Source organism: Chitinophaga sp. RCC_12 (genome assembly GCF_041360695.1).
Classification (GTDB): domain Bacteria; phylum Bacteroidota; class Bacteroidia; order Chitinophagales; family Chitinophagaceae; genus Chitinophaga.
Genome location: NZ_JBFUPS010000001.1, coordinates 251,184 through 272,428 on the forward strand (window position 1 = coordinate 251,184; position 21,245 = coordinate 272,428).

Genomic DNA, 21,245 nt, shown 5'->3' on the forward strand with positions numbered 1-21,245 from the left:
ATAATCGAAAAATGAGCTTCAGTCAATTCCGCTCCTCTGGTTAGTTGCGATAGTATAAAGGCGTGGTTCAACAAAGATTGCGCCCACTTTTTATTGTCCTGGCCGCCAAGATGGAAGTTTGAGATATCAACCTAACTGTAAAAGTATACACAAGGGAGAAATTTTCAGAATAAATAAATTAATTCAATCCTTTTTACAGGTAATCAAACAATGAGATGAAGCCTTTTATTGAGGCCGCTATAGGAAAATTAAAAATATACTTCAATAATCCTTGTATTCTGATAGGAAAGTATATTCTCTCTCACGATATTTCATTGACCATAAAATGTTTTACACTTTCCAGATCCCCATCTATAAAAGTAAGGGGGCGAATGTCTTGAATATTATTAGCACTTTTGTCAGTAATCAAAGGGCTTATTGGTTTGGCTTTCAAATAATATCCAAAATAAAAATAATCACCTAATACCATTTTATCAAAATAATAAAATCCTCTGGAGGCCATAAAATATAAATCTCTTAGGCATGCTGCTTTTTGCTTCTCATTATAATTATCTATTAATCTTCTTCTTAATTTGTCCATATCCGAAGAGACGGATTCTGGCAGCAAACCTCCCCCAGAAGCCACAACGGCGATCTGCCCCTTGTTATCCAGAAAATACCAATCCGTATCAATACCAGATTCATTCACTGCTTTCTCTTTTACTCTTTCTTCTGAATACATTTTAATCGATTTTAAATATTGCTCTACAATTATTACATGGTATTATCACCTCTATTATACGAGGTTTAATAGCTGGAGTAAATTTTATGTATGTTGGTTGTAACGCTCTATTATTTAACATCAATTACCTTTTTAAGCAGCCGGAAAAATACTGACATCATCTGAGATAATCCGAGTCTAATCCTTTTAACCAGCTTGCCACGTCCCTTACTATTGTATCATCTAACTCAAACAATCGAAATTCAGGATATTTGACTCTTTGATGTTCAGGATGTACAAGAACAATCAATCTATCTTGGTTAACGATTAAAAAGTCATAACAAAACCTTATAAGGTAGCCTATAGAGTCATTAGCTAAGCCGGTTGTTTCTACAACAACAACTTCATGATTATCCAACTCATTTAAGATTACAAAGACAATTTGCTCATAGAAGCTGCTATCACTCAAGGACAGATCCGGAAGATTAAATCTCTGCCTCAGATAATCGATTCCAGTAAAATTGAACTTCTTTCGACTTATATAGGCAGACACTTTTGTAGCTCCCTGAAAAAAAGAGTTAATATAAGAAACTGGCGGTTGTGAGGTAGAGAATAATTGACGCTGGATTCCAGGAATAGATGTTAATATCATATACAGAGACCCAAAGTTCAACTGATTTTTCACTCTATACTCATAATTTTCTATTAATAAACCTCGTATCATTTTTTGGCCTTTACTAGAGATTATATACTTTTATATCATTCTCTGCAGGACTTGCACATGTAAAATTATCATTTTGGATCAGTAATTGCGCAAACGTATTATCTCCTGTTTCTAATGTATATTGGATATCTGCATTCTTCCTGTGATTTCCATCTGTAATGTCTGTCTTTCCTTTGAAACCCGCAGCTCCTTGTTCTATTGCCATCCACTAATTCAAACTGATCGTCGAATAATACAAGATTAAGATAAGCTTTGGGCCTATTATTATCCGGCTGATCGGGCTCTTTTTCTTTCATCAGAAATCAGCGTTCTCTTTTTTCCTGGTCACTGTAATCTCTGTTCCCCGGTTCGCCTGATGATCCGCTTTCGCGCATTTTACCCCATTTAAACAATGATTCACCAGTCTTGATCCCCATATCCACGGGCGTTGAAGCCTTCCTACAGGAGGCTTTCGTTCATTTTTCAAGGCACGCTTCATGAGAAAATTTTCTCACTGCATATGTTCTTCTTAAACAGTCATGGACAAAAACGGAGGATCTCTGATATCTACTCAGAAAAATATTTTACTTAATTGTGAAATTCAATTGATCTTCTGTCAATATCAGTTGTTCGGTCATCATTTTACTAACTTCTTCATCAGATGCATTTTTAAACAAACTACCGAACCGGATTAAATCTGCTTCATTCTTTGGGATAAAGGACTTAGCGTTGTTTCTTGCATTTTCCTGAAACTTTTTTCTTATCGGCTGCATCAATTCATTGTATCTGTCAAGCGAAATTGCAAGGTTGTCCGGTGACTGTGCAAGAAAATGCGACAAGGCCTTTGCTCCATAGATCGACAATGACGCTCCCATGCCAGATAGAGCCGTAGGACAATAGCCTGCATCCCCCAATAAAACAACATTTCCTTCAACAAGGTTCGGCGCCTCCACCATGCCCATTTTATCAACAAACATGAGACCTTCTTTTATAAATTCTTCAATTAAGTGCTGAACTTCCGAATTGTAATTTTTAAACGTTTTCCTTAAAAGTTGATTGGCATTGGAGTGTATATCGGCTATATCGCCGGTACTATAAATATAGCACTGAATCGCTACCTCTTCATTGTTAACAGGATAAACAGAAAGCATTTTGTTCACATCAAGATACGTCCTGATCGTGCCAACCTTATAAGGATGCTTTTCTTTGAGCCTACCGCCCATATACAGTAGATTGAAATCTTCCAGTCGACTTTCGGTAAAGTATTTTGTTCTGGTAGAAGACCGCAAGCCTTCGGATACCACAACGAGATCAGCGTCCATTTCCTGTCCGTCAGAAAGCTTGACGTGAACGATTTTTCCATCCTGTTGCAGGTCGGCAATTGTCTTACCAAAAATTATTTTTACATCGTGCTTAACATGTTCGTATATCACGTGATGAAGACCGCCTCGCGTAATAAGGATCGACTGACTGGTATTCTGGTTTACTGTTTTATAACTGACATCCCGAATCATATCGCCATTGGAATCAAGCCAGTGCATAAATTCTGAAGAGGTAGATTCTTTAATCAGATTATCAACAAGACCCATTTCCTCCATTATTCTTACGCCAAAGCTTTTTAGTGAGACCAAAAAACCAGCATTATTGAATTGACTTGCTTTGTCTACCACTACGATCTCATGCCCCTGTTCTGCTAATAGTTTGGCAGCGCTTAGTCCCGCAATACCGCCACCTGAAATAATAATCCGCTTTCTCATAATGATGATCCTATTTTATAATACTGTAAAATTGTTCGTATTTTTGCGTATAAAATAACCCATAAACTAATAATAATAGTCCAAAACATGGATCACGAGGAAAATAAACGGACAATGGTTCAACTAGCAGCTAAAATGGGAATCCCTATCACAGAGAAAATTGAGCAGCTTGCTTTACTAAAATTTCACGAAGTAAAAATCATCGACTTACTGCCGGAAATGATGATCATGATCCGTTCGCTGTTTTCGGAAGGAGAATATACTTACCATCGAAAACCCATTACTGTCATAGAAAACGGACTGCTCATTTCTTTTCAGAATGTGTTCAATGACGGAAACGAAGATGACGGGAAGAAAGGGCATGCCAATAACTTTGAACATGAGCGCGCCCATGTCCGTATTGTTCCTTTACACCTGGAAAGTGAGGTAAGGTTTTCAAAACAATCACATATAAAACAGATTACGATATTGATAGAGGCAGCATGTCTAAAGCAATTTCTTGGAAAAGAGCAAAAGAAATTCATCGACCTTTTTGTTATAGAAAAGACATTTTGGATTGATGACTTTATGTCTCCCGAAATGGCAGTGCTGGTCGACAAAATTGTCAATTTTTCTTCTGAAATTCCTTTGCCGGACTTTTACTATCGGTTGAAATCGCTGGAATTGCTGTATCTCTTGTTTAAAAATCTCTCGAAAAGGGAAACCGTGTCACAGCACAATATGACCAGCAAGGATATTGAGGCAATCTACAGGGTACGAAATGCTATGGTCGCTTCACTTGACAAGCCATTACCAGTTAAAGAGTTGGTTCAATTATCAGGAATGAACGAATTAAAGCTGCGTAAATTTTTTGAACAGGTTTTTGGCAAGGGACTGTATTCCTATTTTCAACATATTCGTATGCAGGAAGCGGCAAGATTACTGAAAGAAGAGCAACTCTCAGTTTCTGAAGCGGGTTACAAGTTGGGGTTTAGTAACCTTAGCCACTTTGGAAGGTTATTTGAAGCGCACGTCGGGGTAAAACCTAAAAAATGGAGCAGCAAGACCTGAAGTGAGTGTTCTGCTCATAAAAATACATAGCGGAGACATTCTTTATGAGGAAGTGTAAACGGGAAACCTCATTTTTAAAGCATTCGGCTGCTAAAAGGCTGGAAAGTGTATTGCAATTATATCCGGGAATCGAACAGCGTGTTTCACAATACCATATTGCTTCCTATTTAGGTGTAAAGCCTGAATCCCTGAGCCGGATCAAACTCTTAACATACATCAATAAATAACAGCCGTTTTAAACGGAATTTTGTACTTCATTAAATATTGAAGTATGCCAATAATCGATTTAAAAGTAAGCGGTCAGGAAGACCCAGCTTTAGCACAACAACTCGCCACGGGGATCAGCCGTCTTACAAAAGAAGTTTTAAAGAAAAAACCGGAGGTTACCGTAGTAACTATATCATTCGTCCCGGATTACCTTTGGTTCGTTAATTCAGTATCTCTGGCGGAGTTAAAAACAAAAAGTTTCCATCTCAATATCAAAATATCGGATTCTACCAACCTTAAGGTTGATAAGGCTGATTATATTAAGGCTGTTCACAAGTCCTTAAGCACCTTGCTTGGAGATATCCATCCCGTAAGTTATACTGCCATCCAGGAAATGAAAGCAGACGCTTATGGCTACGAAGGATTAACCATAGAGTATAAATATATTAACAATCAAAGGAAAAATGATTAGCGATGACTTGTTATAATTTATAATGAGAAATAGTAGCTACAAATAAGATATCCATAAGTCAACAAGTGCCTTTTCTGTTAATTGTAACACAAAACGCAGTTGTGCTGGTATTATGATCTTCCGCAACACACAAGTCCGATTGGACTATTTAATTGTCCAATCGGAACATTTTTTACAGCCAAGTACCCCGAACTTTGTTTTACATCTAATGATATATTATGGAAAACCCAAAAAAGAGTCCTATCACTGTAGGAGCGACAGAAGGTAAAGCCTTCTCCGTGGTCGGAGATACTTACCGTATCCTGGTCGGTGGCGCTGAAACCAATGGCGCATTTGCAGCCATAGATATGTTGATACCACCCGGCGGTGGTCCGGGCCCTCATGAACATTCACAAATCGAGGAGTCATTTTACGTCATTGACGGGGAAATTGAAGTCAAATCAGAATTTGGTGAATACATTGCCACGAAAGGATCATTTGTCAATATCCCCAAAGGCGGCGTTGTTCATGGGTTCAAAAACAAAACCGATAAAATAGCCCATCTTCTTTGTATTGTAGTTCCGTCAGGCCTGGAAACTTTTTTTGAAGAAATTGGCAAGCCAGTTGGTTATGACGAGTTTCTACCCCCGCCGCCGATGGATCCTGAATCAGTAAAAAAGTTGCTGGCTATTGCCGAAAAACACGGACAAAAAGTTTATCCCCCGAACTACCTCGATAAAATTGATAAACCAGAACATTCTTAAGGGCTGGTTTTTAAAAGTCAGTTAGCCCATTAATGTAGTAAAAACCAAAATTATGAAGCATTTCAAAAAAGAAGATACCATCATGCTGTTGATAGATCACCAGGTTGGCACACTTAATTTTGCCGTTAGCCGACCAAAAGAAATGATCGTTAACCGTGCAAAGGTGCTCGCCATGATCGCCCAACGATGTATACATCGTTTATCCGTCCATATCTATGGTTGAGGAAGGTTATGATGTGCAGGTGGTTATAGATGCCGGTGGATCTCCAACTGAAATTGCTGACGATATCACCAGGAGAACATGGGAAAATGCAGGGGTTAGAACTACGGCCATTAGCCAGCTAATTGCAGACCTGACAGAGCGATGGGACACCGAAGACGGCGGAATACTTGTGAAAATTTTAGCTAAAGAAATTATTCCAACTTTTGGACAATTTGAGTAAAAATAAAGGTCGGACAAAAAGTGTATCCGCCGGACTACCCCGATAAATTCAGTAAAACCATCATGAAAATACTAATGATCGGCGCCACCGGGAAATTTGCCGGGCTGGTTTTGCCGCAATTAAAAAAACAAGCCCACCATGTGACCGCACTGGTACAGGATGGGAATAAAGGCCAACAAGCCATTACTCATGGTGCAGATGAATTTGTGACCGGAGATCTTTATGATCCCGTTACGCTTAAAAAAGCAGCCGAAGGCATTGATGGTATATTCCACATTATACCGGCATTTAACCGGGAGGTGGAAGCGGGTTTGAACATGGTTATAGCCGCGCAGGAGGCTGGCGTTAGCAAATTCGTTTCTCCAGCGTCTATCACACTTCCCTGTCCTTATCCAACCATGCGGAAAAGCGGCCAACGGAAGAGGCACTTTACCACTCTGGCATGGATTACACCATTTTACAGCCTGCCATGTATATGCAGATGCTGCAGCAAAGCTGGCAGGCCGCCAAAGATAGCGGCGAAATTGTGATGCCTTATTCAAAAGATTCTAAAATGGCTTATGTGGATTACAGGGAAGTTGCTGAAGCTGCGGCTTTAGCGATGACCGACAAGCGTTTATCCTACGGTACCTTCGAGCTGGCATCGCCGGGCATGTTCAGCCGGGTAGACCTGGCTGAGTTAATGAGCAAAAAGTTGGGCAAAATGATCGTAGCGAAAGATATGCCGGTGGATGAATGGGCTAAACAGGTAAAGATTCCACCCGGGGAACTGCGCGAAGGGCTCATCACGATGAATAAAGAATATGACCAATACGGGTTCTCCGGCGGAAACTCCTTAATTCTCGATACTATATTGGGCCGCCCGTCGCGTACGGTGCAACAGTTTATTGACGAATTACAATAATTTCATGATCATGGAAAATATATTATTGACGCCGTACGACAGGAACGGATTAAAATTGAAGAACCACTTAGTGATGGCACCCATGACAAGAAGCAGGGCCATCGACAATATACCTAACGATCTGATGGCCGGATATTACGGGCAGAGCAGCAGCGCGGGATTGATTATTACCGAAGCACCTCTCCAACGCCCGAAAGTTTAGGCTACCCGCGTATCCCCCATCAATTCAAATCTATGAAATTAGCCTTAAGTCAACCTGTTAAGAAAACATCATGGCCGTTACTTTTGAATTTGTTATTGAAAAAGGGTTCCACTTTGCCGAAGCATTTGGTAAAAGGTTTGGAATGCCTGTTACCGAAAACCGGGTTTATTTGCCGGAATCTTTAGGAGACGGCTATATACAGGAAATACAGTTAAGACAAGGCCTGAGCCTGTGCATGCATCGCTACATCCTTAAAGAAGAGTTTTCATTAAAACGCCTGGAATCAGCCGGCCCGTCTAAGATGCTGACGCTTAGGTTCGACAGCAGGAAGGTTGTTTGGGAAACCGGACAGCAGGCAACCCACCTGTTTGCTCCGGGATGCGAAGCCGAACTGGGCACGGGCAATTTTTTTACCGAGATATTCTTTCCCGCACAGCAAGAGATATACTTTTTGGTTATCAATGTGGCGCGTGAGCTTTTGGTAGAATTGCTTCATTTATCAGTAGAGGAAGCCACGTTGCGCAACCGGCTTTTAACCAACCCATCGTTCGTCGTCAATGTATTAATGTCGGGTGAGATGGAAAGCACGCTGAAGGATTTCAGTAGCATAACCTTAGGCTCACCATTTTATTTATTGCGCTACCAGGTAAAAGCGCTTGAATTAATTTATCTGTTGTTCGCTAAAATAACCGAAAGGGTTAATGAGGCCGAAGTTGCCATCAGCAGAGCCGATGCAGACAAGTTGTTCAAGGCTAGATCTATTATCCTTAAGGATTTGTCGGTAGCGCCGCAGTTAATCGATCTGTCCAAAAAGATCGCCATGAGCCCGACCAAAATGAAAATGCTTTTCCGCCAGATATTCGGCGATTCTATTTACAATTATTTTCAACGTGCAAGGATGAATGAAGCCGCCAAACTGCTTAAGAATTTTTCCGTATCAGAAACAGGTTATCGCCTTGGCTTTACCAATATGAGTCATTTCTCCCGTTTGTTTGAAAAGTATTTTAAGACAAAGCCCAAAAAATTCAAGGATGACTTATAAAACTAATTTTTAAAAGCAAAAAAACATGGCGTTATCAAAAGAAGTTTTAGATACGATAGCTTTTTCAAAGCAACACGGATTTGACAAATTAAAACTTGCTTCCCCGGAAGAAACGAGAAAAGCAATGGCGAAGGCTATGCCGGATCCCGGCCCCACTGCTGTGGCAAATGTGATCAGTAAAAACATTACGCATCATTCTATCCCTGTCCGCATTTATATACCTTATGGCGAAGGCCCGTTCCCATTGATCTGCTATTATCACGGTGGTGGGTTTGTTTTGATGGGATTGGAAACGCATGATGAGATTTGCCGGCAGATCTGTAAAAACACAGGCTGTATTGTCATGTCGGTGGCTTATAAACTTGCTCCTGAACACCCCTATCCTCAAGGGCCGGAAAGCAGCGTTGCAGCCGTTGTCTGGCTCCATGAACATGCTGCGGAATATAACGGCTCAAGTGAAAGCATGGCAGTAGCCGGTGACAGTGCGGGTGGTTATATGACGCTGTACGTTGCCCGGATGTTAACAAAGCAAGGCATGGCGCTGAAAGCACAGTTTGCAACATACCCTGTAACAGATCATTATAGCGCCAATCATCCGTCATACCAGGAAAACGGGAAGGACTATGTGCTTACCGCAGAAATCATGAAATGGTTTTGGGACAATTATGTACCTGATCCCACCCTGTTCGAAGAGGCTTCGATCCTCCGGGCGGGCGATTTTTCAGGCCTGCCCCCGGCCATGATCTTTACCTGCAACTACGACCCGTTGAGAGACGAGGGAAAAGCCTATGCAGACAAGTTACAAAAGGCAGGCGTACCAACAGTTTATAAAAATTACGAAAATATACACGGATTCTTCGGGACAGGTGCGATGGGAGAACAAGCGATGCAGGAAGCCAGCGCCTTTTTAAAAGATAAATTAAACGGTTAGTTAGGTTACAAATACTTTAGTAGAAGATGACCATAGCTAATGTGGTGACCTCCGCCGGATCTGTAAGATGTGCGGCATCGTACAAAAAGTTGTCCGTTTTCGTACAGTTGTTTCGGATATAATATTATTAAGTCATTTGTTTAGAATGATTTATATAATTGGCATCTCTATTGAGACTTTCCCATGATTCTATTTCTTAAAAGATAAAAAAGGTGCATCTATGATTTGAAATAAAAGTATGTTGCCTTTATCTACAAAATCTACATTCGGCTTATCTCTTTAATTGTCGTTTCGAGGATATTCAGATCAATAATACGGTTCTTTATTCATATGCTATCTCTTCAATCCGTGCTCTGAAACAATAGGGAGAGTAAATATCAATCATAATCTATTCATACATGTTGCAAACTTATATCAAAATTGCCTGGCGGAATCTTACCAAAAATAAGACCTTTTCACTAATCAATATTATTGGTTTATCCATTGGTATGGCTGGTGCTATACTCATCCTAACATGGATACAACATGAAGTAGGCTTTGATCGATTTCACAAAAAAGGAGATCGTCTGTACGAAGTATATAAGCAGACAAACATTAATGGGAACATTCAGACAACAGCCAGCACACCTGAGCCTATGGGACAGGCCCTTAAGACAGAATTTGCCGAGGTAGAGGCTAGCAGCCGATATAACTCCGCAAATTTCACCTTACAAATTGGTAACTCGCCGGTTGCCTGTCAGGCAATGTTTATTGATCAGGATTTTTTCTCTATGTTCAGCTTCCCCTTTATTACGGGGAATCCCAAAAGCTCTTTCCAGCAGCCTAATTCGGTTGTTTTAACCCAATCTGCAGCTAAGAAATTTTTTGGTAATGGACAAGCAATTGGTAAAACTTTTTTGCTTAATAGTGAAAAAAATGTAATTGTCACCGTAACTGGTATTCTTGCCGACTTTCCCGTCAATACAAGGTTTAGCGGTGATGCTTTACTCAATTGGAGCACTTATGAAACTTTGGGTTATAAAGACGCATCGCCTCATCCCTGGACCAATGGGATGGTAAAGACATTTGTACTTCTGAAGCCCAAAATGGATCTTGATGCGTTTAACGTCAAAATAAAAAACATTGCACATAAAAAAGACGCCAGAACATCGTCTGAAATGTTTCTCTACCCTTCTTCACAATGGCATCTGTACGGCACCTTTGAAAATGGGAAGGTGTCAGGAGGCAGAGTTGATCGTGTTTATATGTTTGGAACAATTGCTGCATTCATATTGCTTATTGCCTGCATTAATTTTATGAATTTAAGTACCGCACGAAGTGAAAAACGCGCACGGGAAGTGGGGGTACGTAAAGTAGCCGGTGCTAGTCGGGGCATACTGGCTGGCCAGTTTATTATAGAGTCAGTTGTATTGGCACTTATAGCAGGGATAATAGCCTTAATGCTTGTTTCGCTTCTTTTAAAGTCATTTGAAAACATGTTAGGACAAGTTCTTCAAGTTCCATACAGCGAACCATGGCTATGGTTATCTGTTCTTATTTTCATCTTATTAACAGGCATTATGGCCGGCAGCTATCCTGCTTTCTTTCTTTCTTCCATTAAGCCCATAGGGGTACTTAAAGGCTCTTACGTTGATTCACATCGGGGCATTAATCTGCGAAAGGCTTTAGTAGTGCTGCAATTTACTTTTGCTATAGGTCTTATTGCATGTACTGTAATTGTAAGGCAACAAATTAAATACGCCGAAAACCGCGATACCGGCTATCAGAAAGACCAATTGGTGTCTATTCCACTTAATGATATTCCTGACAATAAAATAGAAATCATACGTCAAGAGATTTTAAATACTGGCGCTGCGGTTTCAATAACCAAAACGATGTTCCCGATGACCTATAGTTACAACAGTTCCTCGGGGATTAATTGGGAGCAAAAAGATCCGAATGCAGAGATCCGGTTGAACAGATATTCGGTTGATGCCGATTGGGTAAAAACAACTTGTGTACGACTAATTGAGGGCCGGGATATTGACATTCATAAGTTTCCTGCAGATTCTACTGCTGTTCTACTCAATGAAGCTGCCGTGAAAGCTATGGGCATTACCAATCCTATTGGCAAAAAGGTGGAAGATAATAATATCTCCTGGACAGTAGTAGGTGTCGTGAAGAATTTTGTTTTTAATTCTCCATATGATGAAGTATTACCTATGATAGTTGAGGGGCCAAAATCCCAGATGAACATGATGACATTACGCCTTAACGGAAACAGGAAGGCATCTGAGAATATAAACCAAATAGAATCTATTTTTAAAAAAGAAAGTCCTGAAAACATTTTTACATACCAGTTTGCCGATGACGGATATGCTGCGCAATTTGGCGAAGAAAAGCGAACTGCAATGCTAAGTGGCGTTTTTTCCACGCTAGCTATTATAATTTCCTGTCTGGGTTTATTAGGGCTTGCTACTTGTATGGTTGAACAACGAAGTAAGGAAATTGGTATTCGAAAAGTTTTAGGCGCTTCAATAAGAAATATAGTAGTGCTTATCTCGACAGATTTTGTAAAACTGGTAGCTATCGCGTTCCTATTGGCTGCACCACTTGCTTATTATATTATGAACCGCTGGCTCCAGGGCTTTGCATTAAGAGTTAATATCAGTTTATGGGTTTTCATTTCAGCGGGAATTGCTGCGATGACGATTGCGCTGTTTACAGTCTGCACACAGGCAATCAAAGCAGCATTGACAAATCCGGTAATATCATTAAAAAGTGAATAGATATCATTTTCTTTGAGAAAATTTCCTCTTTTTAATGTTGGATAGATAGTACAATAGTAATTACCAAACGAAATTTTATAGAAATGAATAGAATAGAATTTTGATAGCAGCAAAGTCAGATGAAAGCCGACAGGCATGGGCGCCTACCCGGCACTCGCAGTTACGCAGCTGCTGGAAAAACATCTTCAACCACCTGCATTTCTTTTTACCAGTGGTAATGCCGGATTAGGCATTCGAAACAACACGGACTGGCTCCTGTTTGATGACCATGATTTTATCGAAAAGCTGACTGCACCTGGCGGTATACCACCAGAGTTCCTGGAAGATGAAGACCCGATGAACTACTACCTACCAGCTATTATCAATGCATATTACAACAGCATCATTTTTGCTGTTAAATAAATTTATCTTAGAACTGCGAATTGAATGCAAATAAGCAGTAATTATATATAACAGTATAAATAATTACTAAAAAAACTAAAACCGGATATTCTAATGATGAACAAGCATACTTTATACACTATTCTAATACAGGCTATCATGTTGTGTACCGTATGAAAAACCATGCCGGACCGGATTTGAAATGGGACTTCAAAACCTACAATGAAGAAGATCACTTTTCAATGCCATTGAGAGCGATGTACGACGGACTACGGTTCATTTATGCTAACTGGTATGTAAATATTGACGACGCGACCAATCTGTCGGACTATCAGTCTATTGTTAACCACTTCAAAAAATTATCCACGGAATTCGGCTATGACATTATGCCTGGCGAAGATTTTGTAAATTCCTGTGGATACAAACAACTGGAGTTGAATAACATAGACAATGCGATCGATATTTTCAGTCACAATGTCAAAAATTATCCGCGATCAGCCAACGCATATGATAGTATGGGAGAAGCATATGCTATTAAAGGCAATAAACAATTAGCCATTGAATGCTATCAGAAGTCCCTGGCCCTGAACCCTGGCAATAAAAAAGGAATGGAGATACTCAAAACCCTCGAAAACAGTAAAAAATAAATACCCGGCAGGTGCAGAAGAGGAAAGCTAATAACTAGTGCGTGCTGTTTAACCATTGTAAGGTGCAGCGAAAGTACAAAGGTTATACAATCTGAACCCGGCTAAAAAGCAAAACCCGAGCCGGGTAGAGGTTTGATTAGTTTATGATACCGCTAGAATCATAATTAGGAACGAATACTGTGAATTAAAATCTAAATATTGTAAATTAGTATTGACAAGTCAACTCAAATAAAACTAAGTAAACCGAAAAGCAATTTCGCATTTTGATAGACCGCCAAATAGATCCAAAACAAAAAACCCACGCAGCGCGCAGGTTTCAAGTTTCTCCAGTGATCCCCTTGGGACTCGAACCCAAGACCCATACATTAAAAGTGTATTGCTCTACCAACTGAGCTAGGGAATCGTTTCATTTAATGGGAGTGCAAAAGTAGGAATTAATTTAAAACTTCCAAATAATTCTTAAAAAAAGTGCTAACCCCCATGCATACACGCACATCAATTCCCTATCTTTATACCTATGGCAACTCCTAAAGAACTACCTGAACTTTTCTTCGAAACCCAGCAGCAGTGGGAGAAATGGCTCGCAAAAAATCATGCCCAGGAAGACGGCGTATGGCTGCGCATGTATAAAAAAGATACCAAAATCCCTTCTATTAATTATGCCCAGGCACTGGAAGAAGCGCTGTGCTACGGGTGGATCGACGGCCAGTCGAAGTCCGTTGATGAAAAATCCTTTATACAGAAATTTACACCGCGGCGGGCTAAGAGCATCTGGTCGGAGAGGAATACAAAACATATAGAGCGCCTTACGGCGGAAGGAAAGATGAAGCCTGCGGGCATTCACCAGGTGGAGCTGGCAAAGGCCGATGGCCGATGGGAGAAGGCCTATGCTACGCAGAGTGAGGCAACGGTGCCGGACGATTTTATGGCGGCATTAAAGAAGAATAAAAAGGCTGCTGCTTTCTTTGAAACGCTGAACAAGCAAAATAAATTCGCTATTTACTTCCGGTTGCAAAATGCGAAGAAGGCGGAAACAAGGGCGAAACGTATTGTCGATTTCATCGCAAAGCTGGAACGGCACGAAAAGTTTCACTGACCGGCCATTCCAGCTGTAAAAACACTATATCATTCCGTTATTATGCGGCAGCTTTACGGGAATAGCCTGCGCTACCCGCCAGTGTTCGGCCAGTAATCCTTCATGTAGCCGGTATATATCGTAACAAACAACATCTGCAGTGGAACATTGCGCCATTACAAAGTTCCCCTCTCCTATGATGCGGTGAATGCGGCAACCTTCCAGTGCAGGACTACCCACATCATGCGAGTGATAATCCGGCGATAGCAGCGCGGCATCCCGCTCCCGGAGGTATCGTTCCACAATGGCCTTGTTAGCGGTGGTGAGATGCCCGTCGGTGATGGCAGTAGCGCCTTCCGTTATAGACGCATTCTGCGGCTGTTCCTGCGTGGCATCCCAATGTTCTGCCAACTTCCCCTCTTCGAGGCGATAAAGATCCACAACTGCCACGTTTTTGCCCATAAAAGCCACATCCATATGCAGCATTACGTAATCGCCATCTTCAATGGTGCGCACTACGGGCGATTTTGTCTCCGCAGGAGCGGGTTGCTGCTTCAGGTACGCCAGCGCCTCCAGCAAACCGGCCTTGCCGTCTTTTACCATAGGACTGTGCTGGATGTAGGAATCATGAAGATAAGTATCTATTACACCGGTGTTGCGCTCCCCGATGAGGTGCTTGAATGCGGCCAGTACAATGGCCTTATTGGATATTGATGACATGTAATTACCTGGTTAAATGTGCCCGTAAGCACCTGTTTGCATTAAAATAGTGTGGAAATATTAAAGAAAGGAAACCCTGTCCCTTTCCGGGAGAAACCGGTTTTTGGTAACCGGGAGGAGATATGTGGTGAAAACAATGATGCCGTAAACCTACTATTTTCCCGGCGAATCAATTGCATTTAATTTCGACTGGATAAAAAAAAGCGCGCCCCGTGGCGGGACGCGCTTTCAAAAAGTTATCTGGTTTACCCCATTGCGTTACTATAAATTCCATTGGCCTCTGCCTTTGCTTTACGCACATAATCACGCATAGTGCCGGCGGATTTCTTTACGGAATCTTTGGCGTCTTCGAGTAAATCCTGTCCCTGTTGACGTTTTCTGAGATATAAGATAACCAGGGAGGCTGCAGTACCTACAGCTGCTGCTGCAAACAATATCTTTTTCATATTTCAGTTTTTAGTCCGGAAACAGAAATCCAATAGTCATGCCAATAGCGGCACACACAACCGTCAGAAAATTTCTTTTCCAAAAGGCGTAAAACTCAGGCTCATCAGCTTAAAGTGCTGCCTGCCCCAGGGAATGCCGATAATGGTGATACTGAGCAGCAGGCCAAAAACCAGGTGCGTGAGCGCTATCCATACACCGCCGATCAGGATCCAGATGATGTTGAAGATCGTGGCCAGGCAACCCGTTTGCCCCGGAACATCTCTTACCTGCCGGCCAAATGGAAACAAGGTGAAGAAACCGATCTTAAAACATTGCAATCCGAACGGAATACCGATAATCGTCAGGCAAAGGAGAAAGCCGCTGACCATATACTGTATAAATGCAAAAAAGCCCCCAAAGATGAGCCAGATGATGTTACCAATTAAGTTCATCTTTCAAATGTAAAAAGGTTAAAGGATATTTACGAAGAAATAGCTGGTAATGAAAAAATATTAATATCAAATCTGTTTATTCCCGCTACCTTCACCGGAATGGGAATAATTCTGTTCCTATAAGCACCCCCCTTTTTGCAACAGGCCTTTGACACATTAATTAACAGCTTCATTGAAAGCAAGGTAGGTATCTCAGAAAATTTTTTAAGCAGTCAGCTTTCCAACGACTTAAAAGAAAACCTGTTTCATCTTCACTCCGGAAAAAGCATGCTGTCGGCAGGTACCGGCAATCAGTTGCTGGTGAACCAGGACAAATCCGTTCGCGGGGATGTTATTTACTGGCTCGACAGGCAACACAACAACGCGCATGAAAATGCCTTTTTTGATGTAATGGACGCCTTCGTGGCTTACCTGAACCAGTCGTGCTACACCGGCATTACGGGGTATGAGTTTCATTACACCTTGTATGAAACCGGCAGCTTTTACAAGAAACACCTGGATCAGTTCCGCAATAACGACAGCCGTCAATATTCCATGATCATTTACCTCAATACCGGCTGGTTGCCCGCCGATGGAGGACAGCTATCTATTTACCATGCCAATGGCGATGCACAACAGGTAGATCCCAGCAGCGGCAAAACTGTTTTCTTCAAAAGCAGTGAACTGGAACATGAAGTGCAGCTCACCCATAAACCCAGGATGAGTATCACCGGCTGGCTGAAACGCTAAGGCTACTTTCTATTCTTATTTCATTTCCCCCTGCATGGCAGGCCCTCCTGGTCCTGTGTGTAAAGCTCATGCTGGTATCCAATCATGCTTATTCAAAGTATACCCATAGTTTACTTACGCATAAGCCATAGATAAGCCGTATCTATAAGATATGAATTATCTATGGATTATCTAAAAATCGGGGTAGCGACACCACTGCCTGGGACCTCGTCCGGAAGTACGGTACTTTTCACCCTTCTATTACATATGTAATATTTATAATATTATAAAGTGAAGAACCCTACCCAAAAGCGCGGGCTTTCCTTCTCTTTCTATATTATATTATAACACGCTATAAATCAAGTTACTTAATCAAGTAATAAATGACACTTATGCTTATATTATAATAAAATATATATACGTTTATTATCAGCAACTCACGTAATTTTTAATCATTTTTAGAAAAATTCTATGAATTAAGTAAATTAATCTTCTACTTTTATACTTAAGTATACTGATCGATCAACCAAAAAAGTACTTAAGTACATTATCTAATTTTTAATTACTTATTTTATGAAATTGTCAGCCACATTTATCTTCATACTTGCCACTGCTCCATTTATTGCGAAAGCCGAAAACAACGATCCCCCAAAAAAGAAAAAGAGAGGCGGTTACTTAATTGAACTGCCCGCTTCTTTAAATACCAGCAACGACAGCGCAAAGGCTATCACCCTTTTCCAGGCTTCGGACCTGCCCTTTAAACCTTCTATCCAGGTAGGCGCCATTGTGCATATGTTCGCCTCCGGCGAGCAAACAGGCTTTGGCACACCCAGTAACGATAAAACGGCGAAAGACTGGAACAAGGGCTTTTCCATTTACCGCGCCAGGGTACTCGTTGGCGGCCAGCTTACGAAAAAGGCCAGCTTCTTTATGGAAACGGAAATCCCTTCTCCCATCGGCATACAATCCAACGGCGAGAAAAATGTAAAGGTGTCGCCCATCATACTGGATGCGCAACTGGAATATACTTTCACCAACGCCTTCCAGCTGGTGGCAGGGATGCAACTCGTTTCCAACAACCGTAACGGCTTACAGGGCGCCGCCGGTTTAATGGCAAACGACTTCACCTACTTCCAGTACCCTTATAACCTGTTTGCCAACAGCCCGCTGCAGGGAAACTTTGGCCGCGATCTCGGAATCAATGCCCGCGGCTTCCTTGCCAACGATAAACTGGAATACCGGCTGGGAGTTTTCACCGGCCGTAATGTAGATGGCGGCGCGCCACTCCGTACCGTAGGCCGTGTTGCCTACAACTTCCTCGATGCGGAAAAGGACTATTACTATGCCGGCACCAAACTGGGCAATGGTAAAACCCTCGCATGGGCCGCAGGATTTGATGCACAGGCCACCTACTACAATCTCAGCACGGATGTATTCTTTGACCACCCGCTGGGAAACGCAGGCTCCATTACGGTAAATGCAGCCTTCCAGTACATGACCGGCGGCACCAAACTGGATTCCAAATACTCCTTTGCCACCCTCATTCCTAAACAAACCGTTCAGTTCCTGGAACTCGGCTATTACTTCAAAAAAACAAAACTGCAACCCTGGATCCGGTACGAAAACCAGGACGTAAGCGCCGAAGCCGCACAAGCCGGCACCGTAAAGCCTGCCAACTTTGATAAGATGAACTCCAGCACTGTAATGGGCGGAGGACTAAACTACTTCTTCAATGGCACCGGTACTAACCTGCGCCTCTCCTACACTACCCGTACCTACAACGTGGCAACTGCTACCGCCGACGACTACACGAAAAAAACATTCGGACAACTCTGGCTGCAGGCTCAATTCTTCATTTTCTAAAGGACATACGCATTCATTCATCTTCTTTATAAAATAATACAACACATGAGAAACGCTTTCCTGAAACAACTACCCATCCTGCTCCTCGGCGCCACCGCGCTCTTTTCTTCCTGTAACAACAGCGCCGGGAAAGCCGGCAGCAGCGACTCTGCCACTTCCAAAGAAACGGTTAAAATAGGCGTGCTCCACTCCCTCAGCGGCACCATGGCCATCTCTGAAGTATCTTTAAGAGATGCGGTGCAAATGGCAGTAGATGAAATCAACGCCAAAGGCGGCGTACTCGGCAAACAAATAGAACCGGTGATCGTAGACCCGGCATCCGACTGGGACCTGTTTGCAGAAAAAGCCAAAGAACTGCTGATCGATAAAAAAGTATCTGCAGTATTTGGCTGCTGGACTTCCGTATCCCGCAAATCCGTGCTGCCGGTTTTTGAACAGAACAACGGCCTCCTCTTTTACCCCGTACAATACGAAGGAGAAGAATGCTCCAACAGCGTAATCTATACTGGCGCTACCCCCAATCAACAGCTGATTCCAGCCGCGGAATACCTCATGAGCGAAAAAGGCGGCGGTTATAAAAAGTTTTACCTGCTGGGAACAGATTACGTATTTCCCCGCACTGCCAACAAAATCCTGAAAGCATACCTGCTCTCCAAAGGCATCCCGAAAGAAAATATCATTGAAGAATATACGCCGTTCCATCACCAGGATTACCAAACCATTATCTCTAAAGTAAAACGCTTTGCAGCAGATGGTAAAGCCTGTATCCTTTCTACTATCAACGGCGATTCCAATGTGCCTTTCTATAAAGAATTTGCCAACCAGGGCCTTTCTGCCGCTACCTGCCCCATCATGGCATTTTCTGTGGCAGAAGATGAACTCCGCTCTATGGACACAGAATTCCTGGTAGGACACCTCGCGGCATGGAACTACTTCCAGTCGAACGACCTGCCCGAAAACAAAAAGTTTGTGGCCGACTTCAAAGCCTTCTGCGCCAAAAAAGGATTACCCGGCGGCGATAAAAGAGTAACAGATGATCCTATCTGCTGGGCTTACACCGGTGTTTATCTCTGGGCAAAAGCCGCTGAAAAAGCAGGTTCCTTCGATGTATCAAAAGTGCGCAACGCCCTGTACGGGCTGGATTACCCTTCTCCCGACGGACTGGTTAAAATGGACCCCAGGAATCATCACCTGGCAAAACCAGTTGTGATCGGCGAAATAAAACCCGACGGACAATTTGATATCATCTGGAAATCCGAAGGACTCGTGGATCCGCAACCATGGTCGCCGTTAACGTCTCCCGATAAAGACTGCGACTGGGTGAACCACAACGGTACTTACGCCAAAAAATAAGCGGGTACTTAAAAAGACAGGCTATTTCCAAATTATCAAATACGATGCGATGAAAATCTCCCTACGGATGCTGATGTGCTGCTTACTGCTGCTACCCCTGAAAGTAGCGGCACAGGACAGCGCCTCCATCTACACCGCACAGCTGCTGCAACCAACCAACGACTCCGTGCGAACGCAGGCTATTGGCAGACTGGCCGCCCTCCGGATACCGGCCACCTTTCCTTTGCTGATGGCGATCAATGATAAAAAGCTGTACCTGCTGGATCATAAGGCGGTAACGGTGGACAGCAAACCTACCGGAGAGGGAACCTACCGGCTTTACTCGCTTTATCCCGATAACAGACTCCTTACCAACAGCAGCGGGCAACCGCTGCTGTTACCCTTGTCTGCCCTCCAAACGGTAGACATTCCCCGCGCCGACCGGCTGCAACTGGCGGGGATAGCCCCGCTGATGAACCTGTTCAGCAACGATGCGCAAAAACGTATCCTCGCTTATACCCAGCTGAAAAACGCGGGCGACAGCGCCACCCTTCCCATCCTGCAGGCCGCACTGGCAAAAGAAACCAATGCGGATGCGCGGCGCACTGGTAAAGATGTGTTGTACGCCGCCCGCTTATACAGCGCTACCAGCACCGCCACCGCCAAAGCGTATATCGACAGTATCGGCGACAACTGGAGCGACAACGCCCCCGTGCTGCTGAGAAACTATGCAAAAGCCGGGTTCTTAAACCAGGAAACAGCCCACTATGCCGCAGCCAAGGCCATCAGCCTGGAGAAACGCTACGACAGCCTGCAAAGAATACAGAACTTCTTTAGCGGTCTAAGTCTTGGCAGCATCCTTATACTGATTGCCCTTGGGCTTTCCATTGTATACGGACTCGCAGGGATCATTAACATGGCGCATGGCGAGTTTATGATGATAGGCGCCTACACTACTTATTGCACACAGGTATTTTTCACCCACACACTGGGCATTCCGCAAACAGATCTTTTCTTCCTCGCCGCACTGCCCCTTTCTTTTATGGTAGCCGGCGCAATGGGATGGATACTGGAACGGCTGGTCATCCGCCACCTGTACGCCAAGCCGCTGGAAAGCCTGCTGGCTACCTGGGGCGTGAGCTTAATACTGATACAAACCGCCCGTTTGTTATTCGGAGATCTTACAGCGGTGAAAACGCCGCAACTGTTATCCGGCGGATGGCAAGTATCGCCACATCTCACCTTACCCTATAACCGCATTTTTATTATTGTACTCACCCTGCTGATGGTAGTATTCACTTACCTGATGTTGTACCGCAGCAGGCTGGGGTTACAGATCAGGGCCGTTACACAAAACCGGCAGATGAGCGCCTGCCTGGGCATAGAAACCCGGCGTGTGGCATCCATTACTTTCTTTATCGGATCCGGGCTGGCCGGCCTCGCTGGTTGCGCCATTACGCTGATTGGCAACGTGGTGCCAGATATGGGACAAACTTATATCGTAGATTCTTTCCTGGTAGTAGTAACAGGCGGTGTGGGCAAACTCGCCGGCACTATCTTCTCCGGGCTGGGCATTGGCTTCTTCACCAAAATATCAGAATCCTTTTTCCAGGCAGTATACGGCAAAGTGTTTATCCTGGTGTTTATTATGCTGTTCATGCAGTATAAACCCAAAGGCTTATTTCCTGACAAAGGCCGCGTTGCGGAAGATTAAAAACC

The 21,245-nt window shown here is 43.0% G+C and carries 25 protein-coding genes and 1 tRNA gene; 18 read left to right on the top strand and 8 right to left on the bottom strand.

Going from position 1 to position 21,245, the window contains the following annotated elements; translation table 11 throughout:
- Positions 1-301: 301 nt before the first annotated feature.
- From AB6805_RS01045 to AB6805_RS01060, 4 genes are all read right to left on the bottom strand, one after another.
- On the bottom strand, positions 302-721 hold the full coding sequence (locus tag AB6805_RS01045; protein ID WP_370907607.1) for a hypothetical protein: 420 nt from the start codon (positions 719-721) through the stop codon (positions 302-304).
- Between the two features lie 157 nt (positions 722-878).
- On the bottom strand, positions 879-1,424 hold the full coding sequence (locus AB6805_RS01050; protein WP_370907608.1) for a hypothetical protein: 546 nt from the start codon (positions 1,422-1,424) through the stop codon (positions 879-881).
- 13 nt (positions 1,425-1,437) lie between these two features.
- On the bottom strand, positions 1,438-1,629 hold the full coding sequence (locus tag AB6805_RS01055; protein WP_370907609.1) for a hypothetical protein: 192 nt from the start codon (positions 1,627-1,629) through the stop codon (positions 1,438-1,440).
- Positions 1,630-1,987: 358 nt separating this feature from the next.
- Positions 1,988-3,160, bottom strand: a complete 1,173-nt coding sequence (locus AB6805_RS01060; protein ID WP_370907610.1) for an FAD-dependent monooxygenase — start codon at positions 3,158-3,160, stop codon at positions 1,988-1,990.
- Positions 3,161-3,247: 87 nt separating this feature from the next.
- On the opposite strand from AB6805_RS01060, the gene AB6805_RS01065 reads away from it, so the two are divergent.
- From AB6805_RS01065 to AB6805_RS01125, 13 genes are all read left to right on the top strand, one after another.
- Complete coding sequence (locus AB6805_RS01065) at positions 3,248-4,210, top strand: helix-turn-helix transcriptional regulator (protein WP_370907611.1); 963 nt, start codon at positions 3,248-3,250, stop codon at positions 4,208-4,210.
- Positions 4,211-4,481: 271 nt separating this feature from the next.
- Positions 4,482-4,889: a 4-oxalocrotonate tautomerase family protein gene (locus tag AB6805_RS01070; RefSeq protein WP_370907612.1), complete on the top strand. Its 408-nt coding sequence runs from the start codon at positions 4,482-4,484 to the stop codon at positions 4,887-4,889.
- A gap of 218 nt (positions 4,890-5,107) precedes the next feature.
- Positions 5,108-5,632, top strand: coding sequence for a cupin domain-containing protein (locus AB6805_RS01075; RefSeq protein WP_370907613.1), 525 nt, complete (start codon positions 5,108-5,110; stop codon positions 5,630-5,632).
- Positions 5,633-5,684: 52 nt separating this feature from the next.
- Positions 5,685-5,855, top strand: coding sequence for a hypothetical protein (locus AB6805_RS01080; RefSeq protein ID WP_370907614.1), 171 nt, complete (start codon positions 5,685-5,687; stop codon positions 5,853-5,855).
- Positions 5,848-6,075 carry a hypothetical protein gene (locus tag AB6805_RS01085; RefSeq protein ID WP_370907615.1) on the top strand — a complete coding sequence of 76 codons (228 nt, stop codon included), beginning with the start codon at positions 5,848-5,850 and terminating at the stop codon, positions 6,073-6,075. The genes AB6805_RS01080 and AB6805_RS01085 overlap by 8 nt, the downstream gene beginning before the upstream one ends.
- Positions 6,076-6,137: 62 nt before the next feature.
- Complete coding sequence (locus AB6805_RS01090) at positions 6,138-6,605, top strand: SDR family oxidoreductase (RefSeq protein ID WP_370907616.1); 468 nt, start codon at positions 6,138-6,140, stop codon at positions 6,603-6,605.
- A complete protein-coding gene (locus AB6805_RS01095) occupies positions 6,518-6,979 on the top strand; it encodes an SDR family oxidoreductase (RefSeq protein WP_370907617.1) in 462 nt (153 codons plus the stop codon). Before AB6805_RS01090 ends, AB6805_RS01095 begins: the two co-directional genes overlap by 88 nt.
- A 55-nt stretch (positions 6,980-7,034) precedes the next feature.
- Complete coding sequence (locus AB6805_RS01100; protein WP_370907618.1) at positions 7,035-7,181, top strand: hypothetical protein; 147 nt, start codon at positions 7,035-7,037, stop codon at positions 7,179-7,181.
- Between the two features lie 70 nt (positions 7,182-7,251).
- Complete coding sequence (locus AB6805_RS01105) at positions 7,252-8,223, top strand: helix-turn-helix domain-containing protein (protein ID WP_370907619.1); 972 nt, start codon at positions 7,252-7,254, stop codon at positions 8,221-8,223.
- Positions 8,224-8,248: 25 nt separating this feature from the next.
- The gene (locus tag AB6805_RS01110; protein ID WP_370907620.1) at positions 8,249-9,154 is read left to right on the top strand and encodes an alpha/beta hydrolase; all 906 of its coding nucleotides are present in this window, start codon (positions 8,249-8,251) and stop codon (positions 9,152-9,154) included.
- A 398-nt stretch (positions 9,155-9,552) separates the two neighbouring features.
- The gene (locus AB6805_RS01115; protein ID WP_370907621.1) at positions 9,553-11,922 is read left to right on the top strand and encodes an ABC transporter permease; all 2,370 of its coding nucleotides are present in this window, start codon (positions 9,553-9,555) and stop codon (positions 11,920-11,922) included.
- A gap of 135 nt (positions 11,923-12,057) precedes the next feature.
- Entirely contained in the window at positions 12,058-12,324 is a 267-nt protein-coding gene (locus AB6805_RS01120) for a thioesterase domain-containing protein (protein WP_370907622.1), read from the top strand.
- Positions 12,325-12,476: 152 nt separating this feature from the next.
- The gene (locus AB6805_RS01125; RefSeq protein WP_370907623.1) at positions 12,477-12,950 is read left to right on the top strand and encodes a tetratricopeptide repeat protein; all 474 of its coding nucleotides are present in this window, start codon (positions 12,477-12,479) and stop codon (positions 12,948-12,950) included.
- A gap of 330 nt (positions 12,951-13,280) precedes the next feature.
- Here AB6805_RS01125 and AB6805_RS01130 read toward each other — a convergent pair.
- Positions 13,281-13,353 (bottom strand) — tRNA-Lys (locus AB6805_RS01130).
- 114 nt (positions 13,354-13,467) lie between these two features.
- Here AB6805_RS01130 and AB6805_RS01135 point away from each other — a divergent pair.
- A complete protein-coding gene (locus tag AB6805_RS01135; protein ID WP_370907624.1) occupies positions 13,468-14,046 on the top strand; it encodes a YdeI family protein in 579 nt (192 codons plus the stop codon).
- Between the two features lie 24 nt (positions 14,047-14,070).
- Here the strand turns inward: AB6805_RS01135 and AB6805_RS01140 are convergent, their stop codons facing one another.
- From AB6805_RS01140 to AB6805_RS01150, 3 genes are all read right to left on the bottom strand, one after another.
- Positions 14,071-14,745, bottom strand: a complete 675-nt coding sequence (locus AB6805_RS01140) for a nuclear transport factor 2 family protein (protein WP_370907625.1) — start codon at positions 14,743-14,745, stop codon at positions 14,071-14,073.
- Positions 14,746-14,990: 245 nt separating this feature from the next.
- Complete coding sequence (locus tag AB6805_RS01145) at positions 14,991-15,191, bottom strand: hypothetical protein (protein ID WP_079472574.1); 201 nt, start codon at positions 15,189-15,191, stop codon at positions 14,991-14,993.
- A gap of 63 nt (positions 15,192-15,254) precedes the next feature.
- Complete coding sequence (locus AB6805_RS01150; RefSeq protein WP_370907626.1) at positions 15,255-15,623, bottom strand: YccF domain-containing protein; 369 nt, start codon at positions 15,621-15,623, stop codon at positions 15,255-15,257.
- Positions 15,624-15,758: 135 nt separating this feature from the next.
- Between AB6805_RS01150 and AB6805_RS01155 the strand changes: the two genes are divergently transcribed.
- From AB6805_RS01155 to urtB, 4 genes are all read left to right on the top strand, one after another.
- Positions 15,759-16,352 carry a 2OG-Fe(II) oxygenase gene (locus AB6805_RS01155; RefSeq protein ID WP_370907627.1) on the top strand — a complete coding sequence of 198 codons (594 nt, stop codon included), beginning with the start codon at positions 15,759-15,761 and terminating at the stop codon, positions 16,350-16,352.
- 552 nt (positions 16,353-16,904) lie between these two features.
- The gene (locus AB6805_RS01160) at positions 16,905-18,194 is read left to right on the top strand and encodes a hypothetical protein (RefSeq protein ID WP_370907628.1); all 1,290 of its coding nucleotides are present in this window, start codon (positions 16,905-16,907) and stop codon (positions 18,192-18,194) included.
- Between the two features lie 45 nt (positions 18,195-18,239).
- Entirely contained in the window at positions 18,240-19,547 is a 1,308-nt protein-coding gene (urtA, locus tag AB6805_RS01165) for an urea ABC transporter substrate-binding protein (RefSeq protein ID WP_370907629.1), read from the top strand.
- Between the two features lie 49 nt (positions 19,548-19,596).
- Positions 19,597-21,240: an urea ABC transporter permease subunit UrtB gene (gene urtB, locus AB6805_RS01170; protein WP_370907630.1), complete on the top strand. Its 1,644-nt coding sequence runs from the start codon at positions 19,597-19,599 to the stop codon at positions 21,238-21,240.
- The last annotated feature ends 5 nt before the right edge of the window (positions 21,241-21,245 follow it).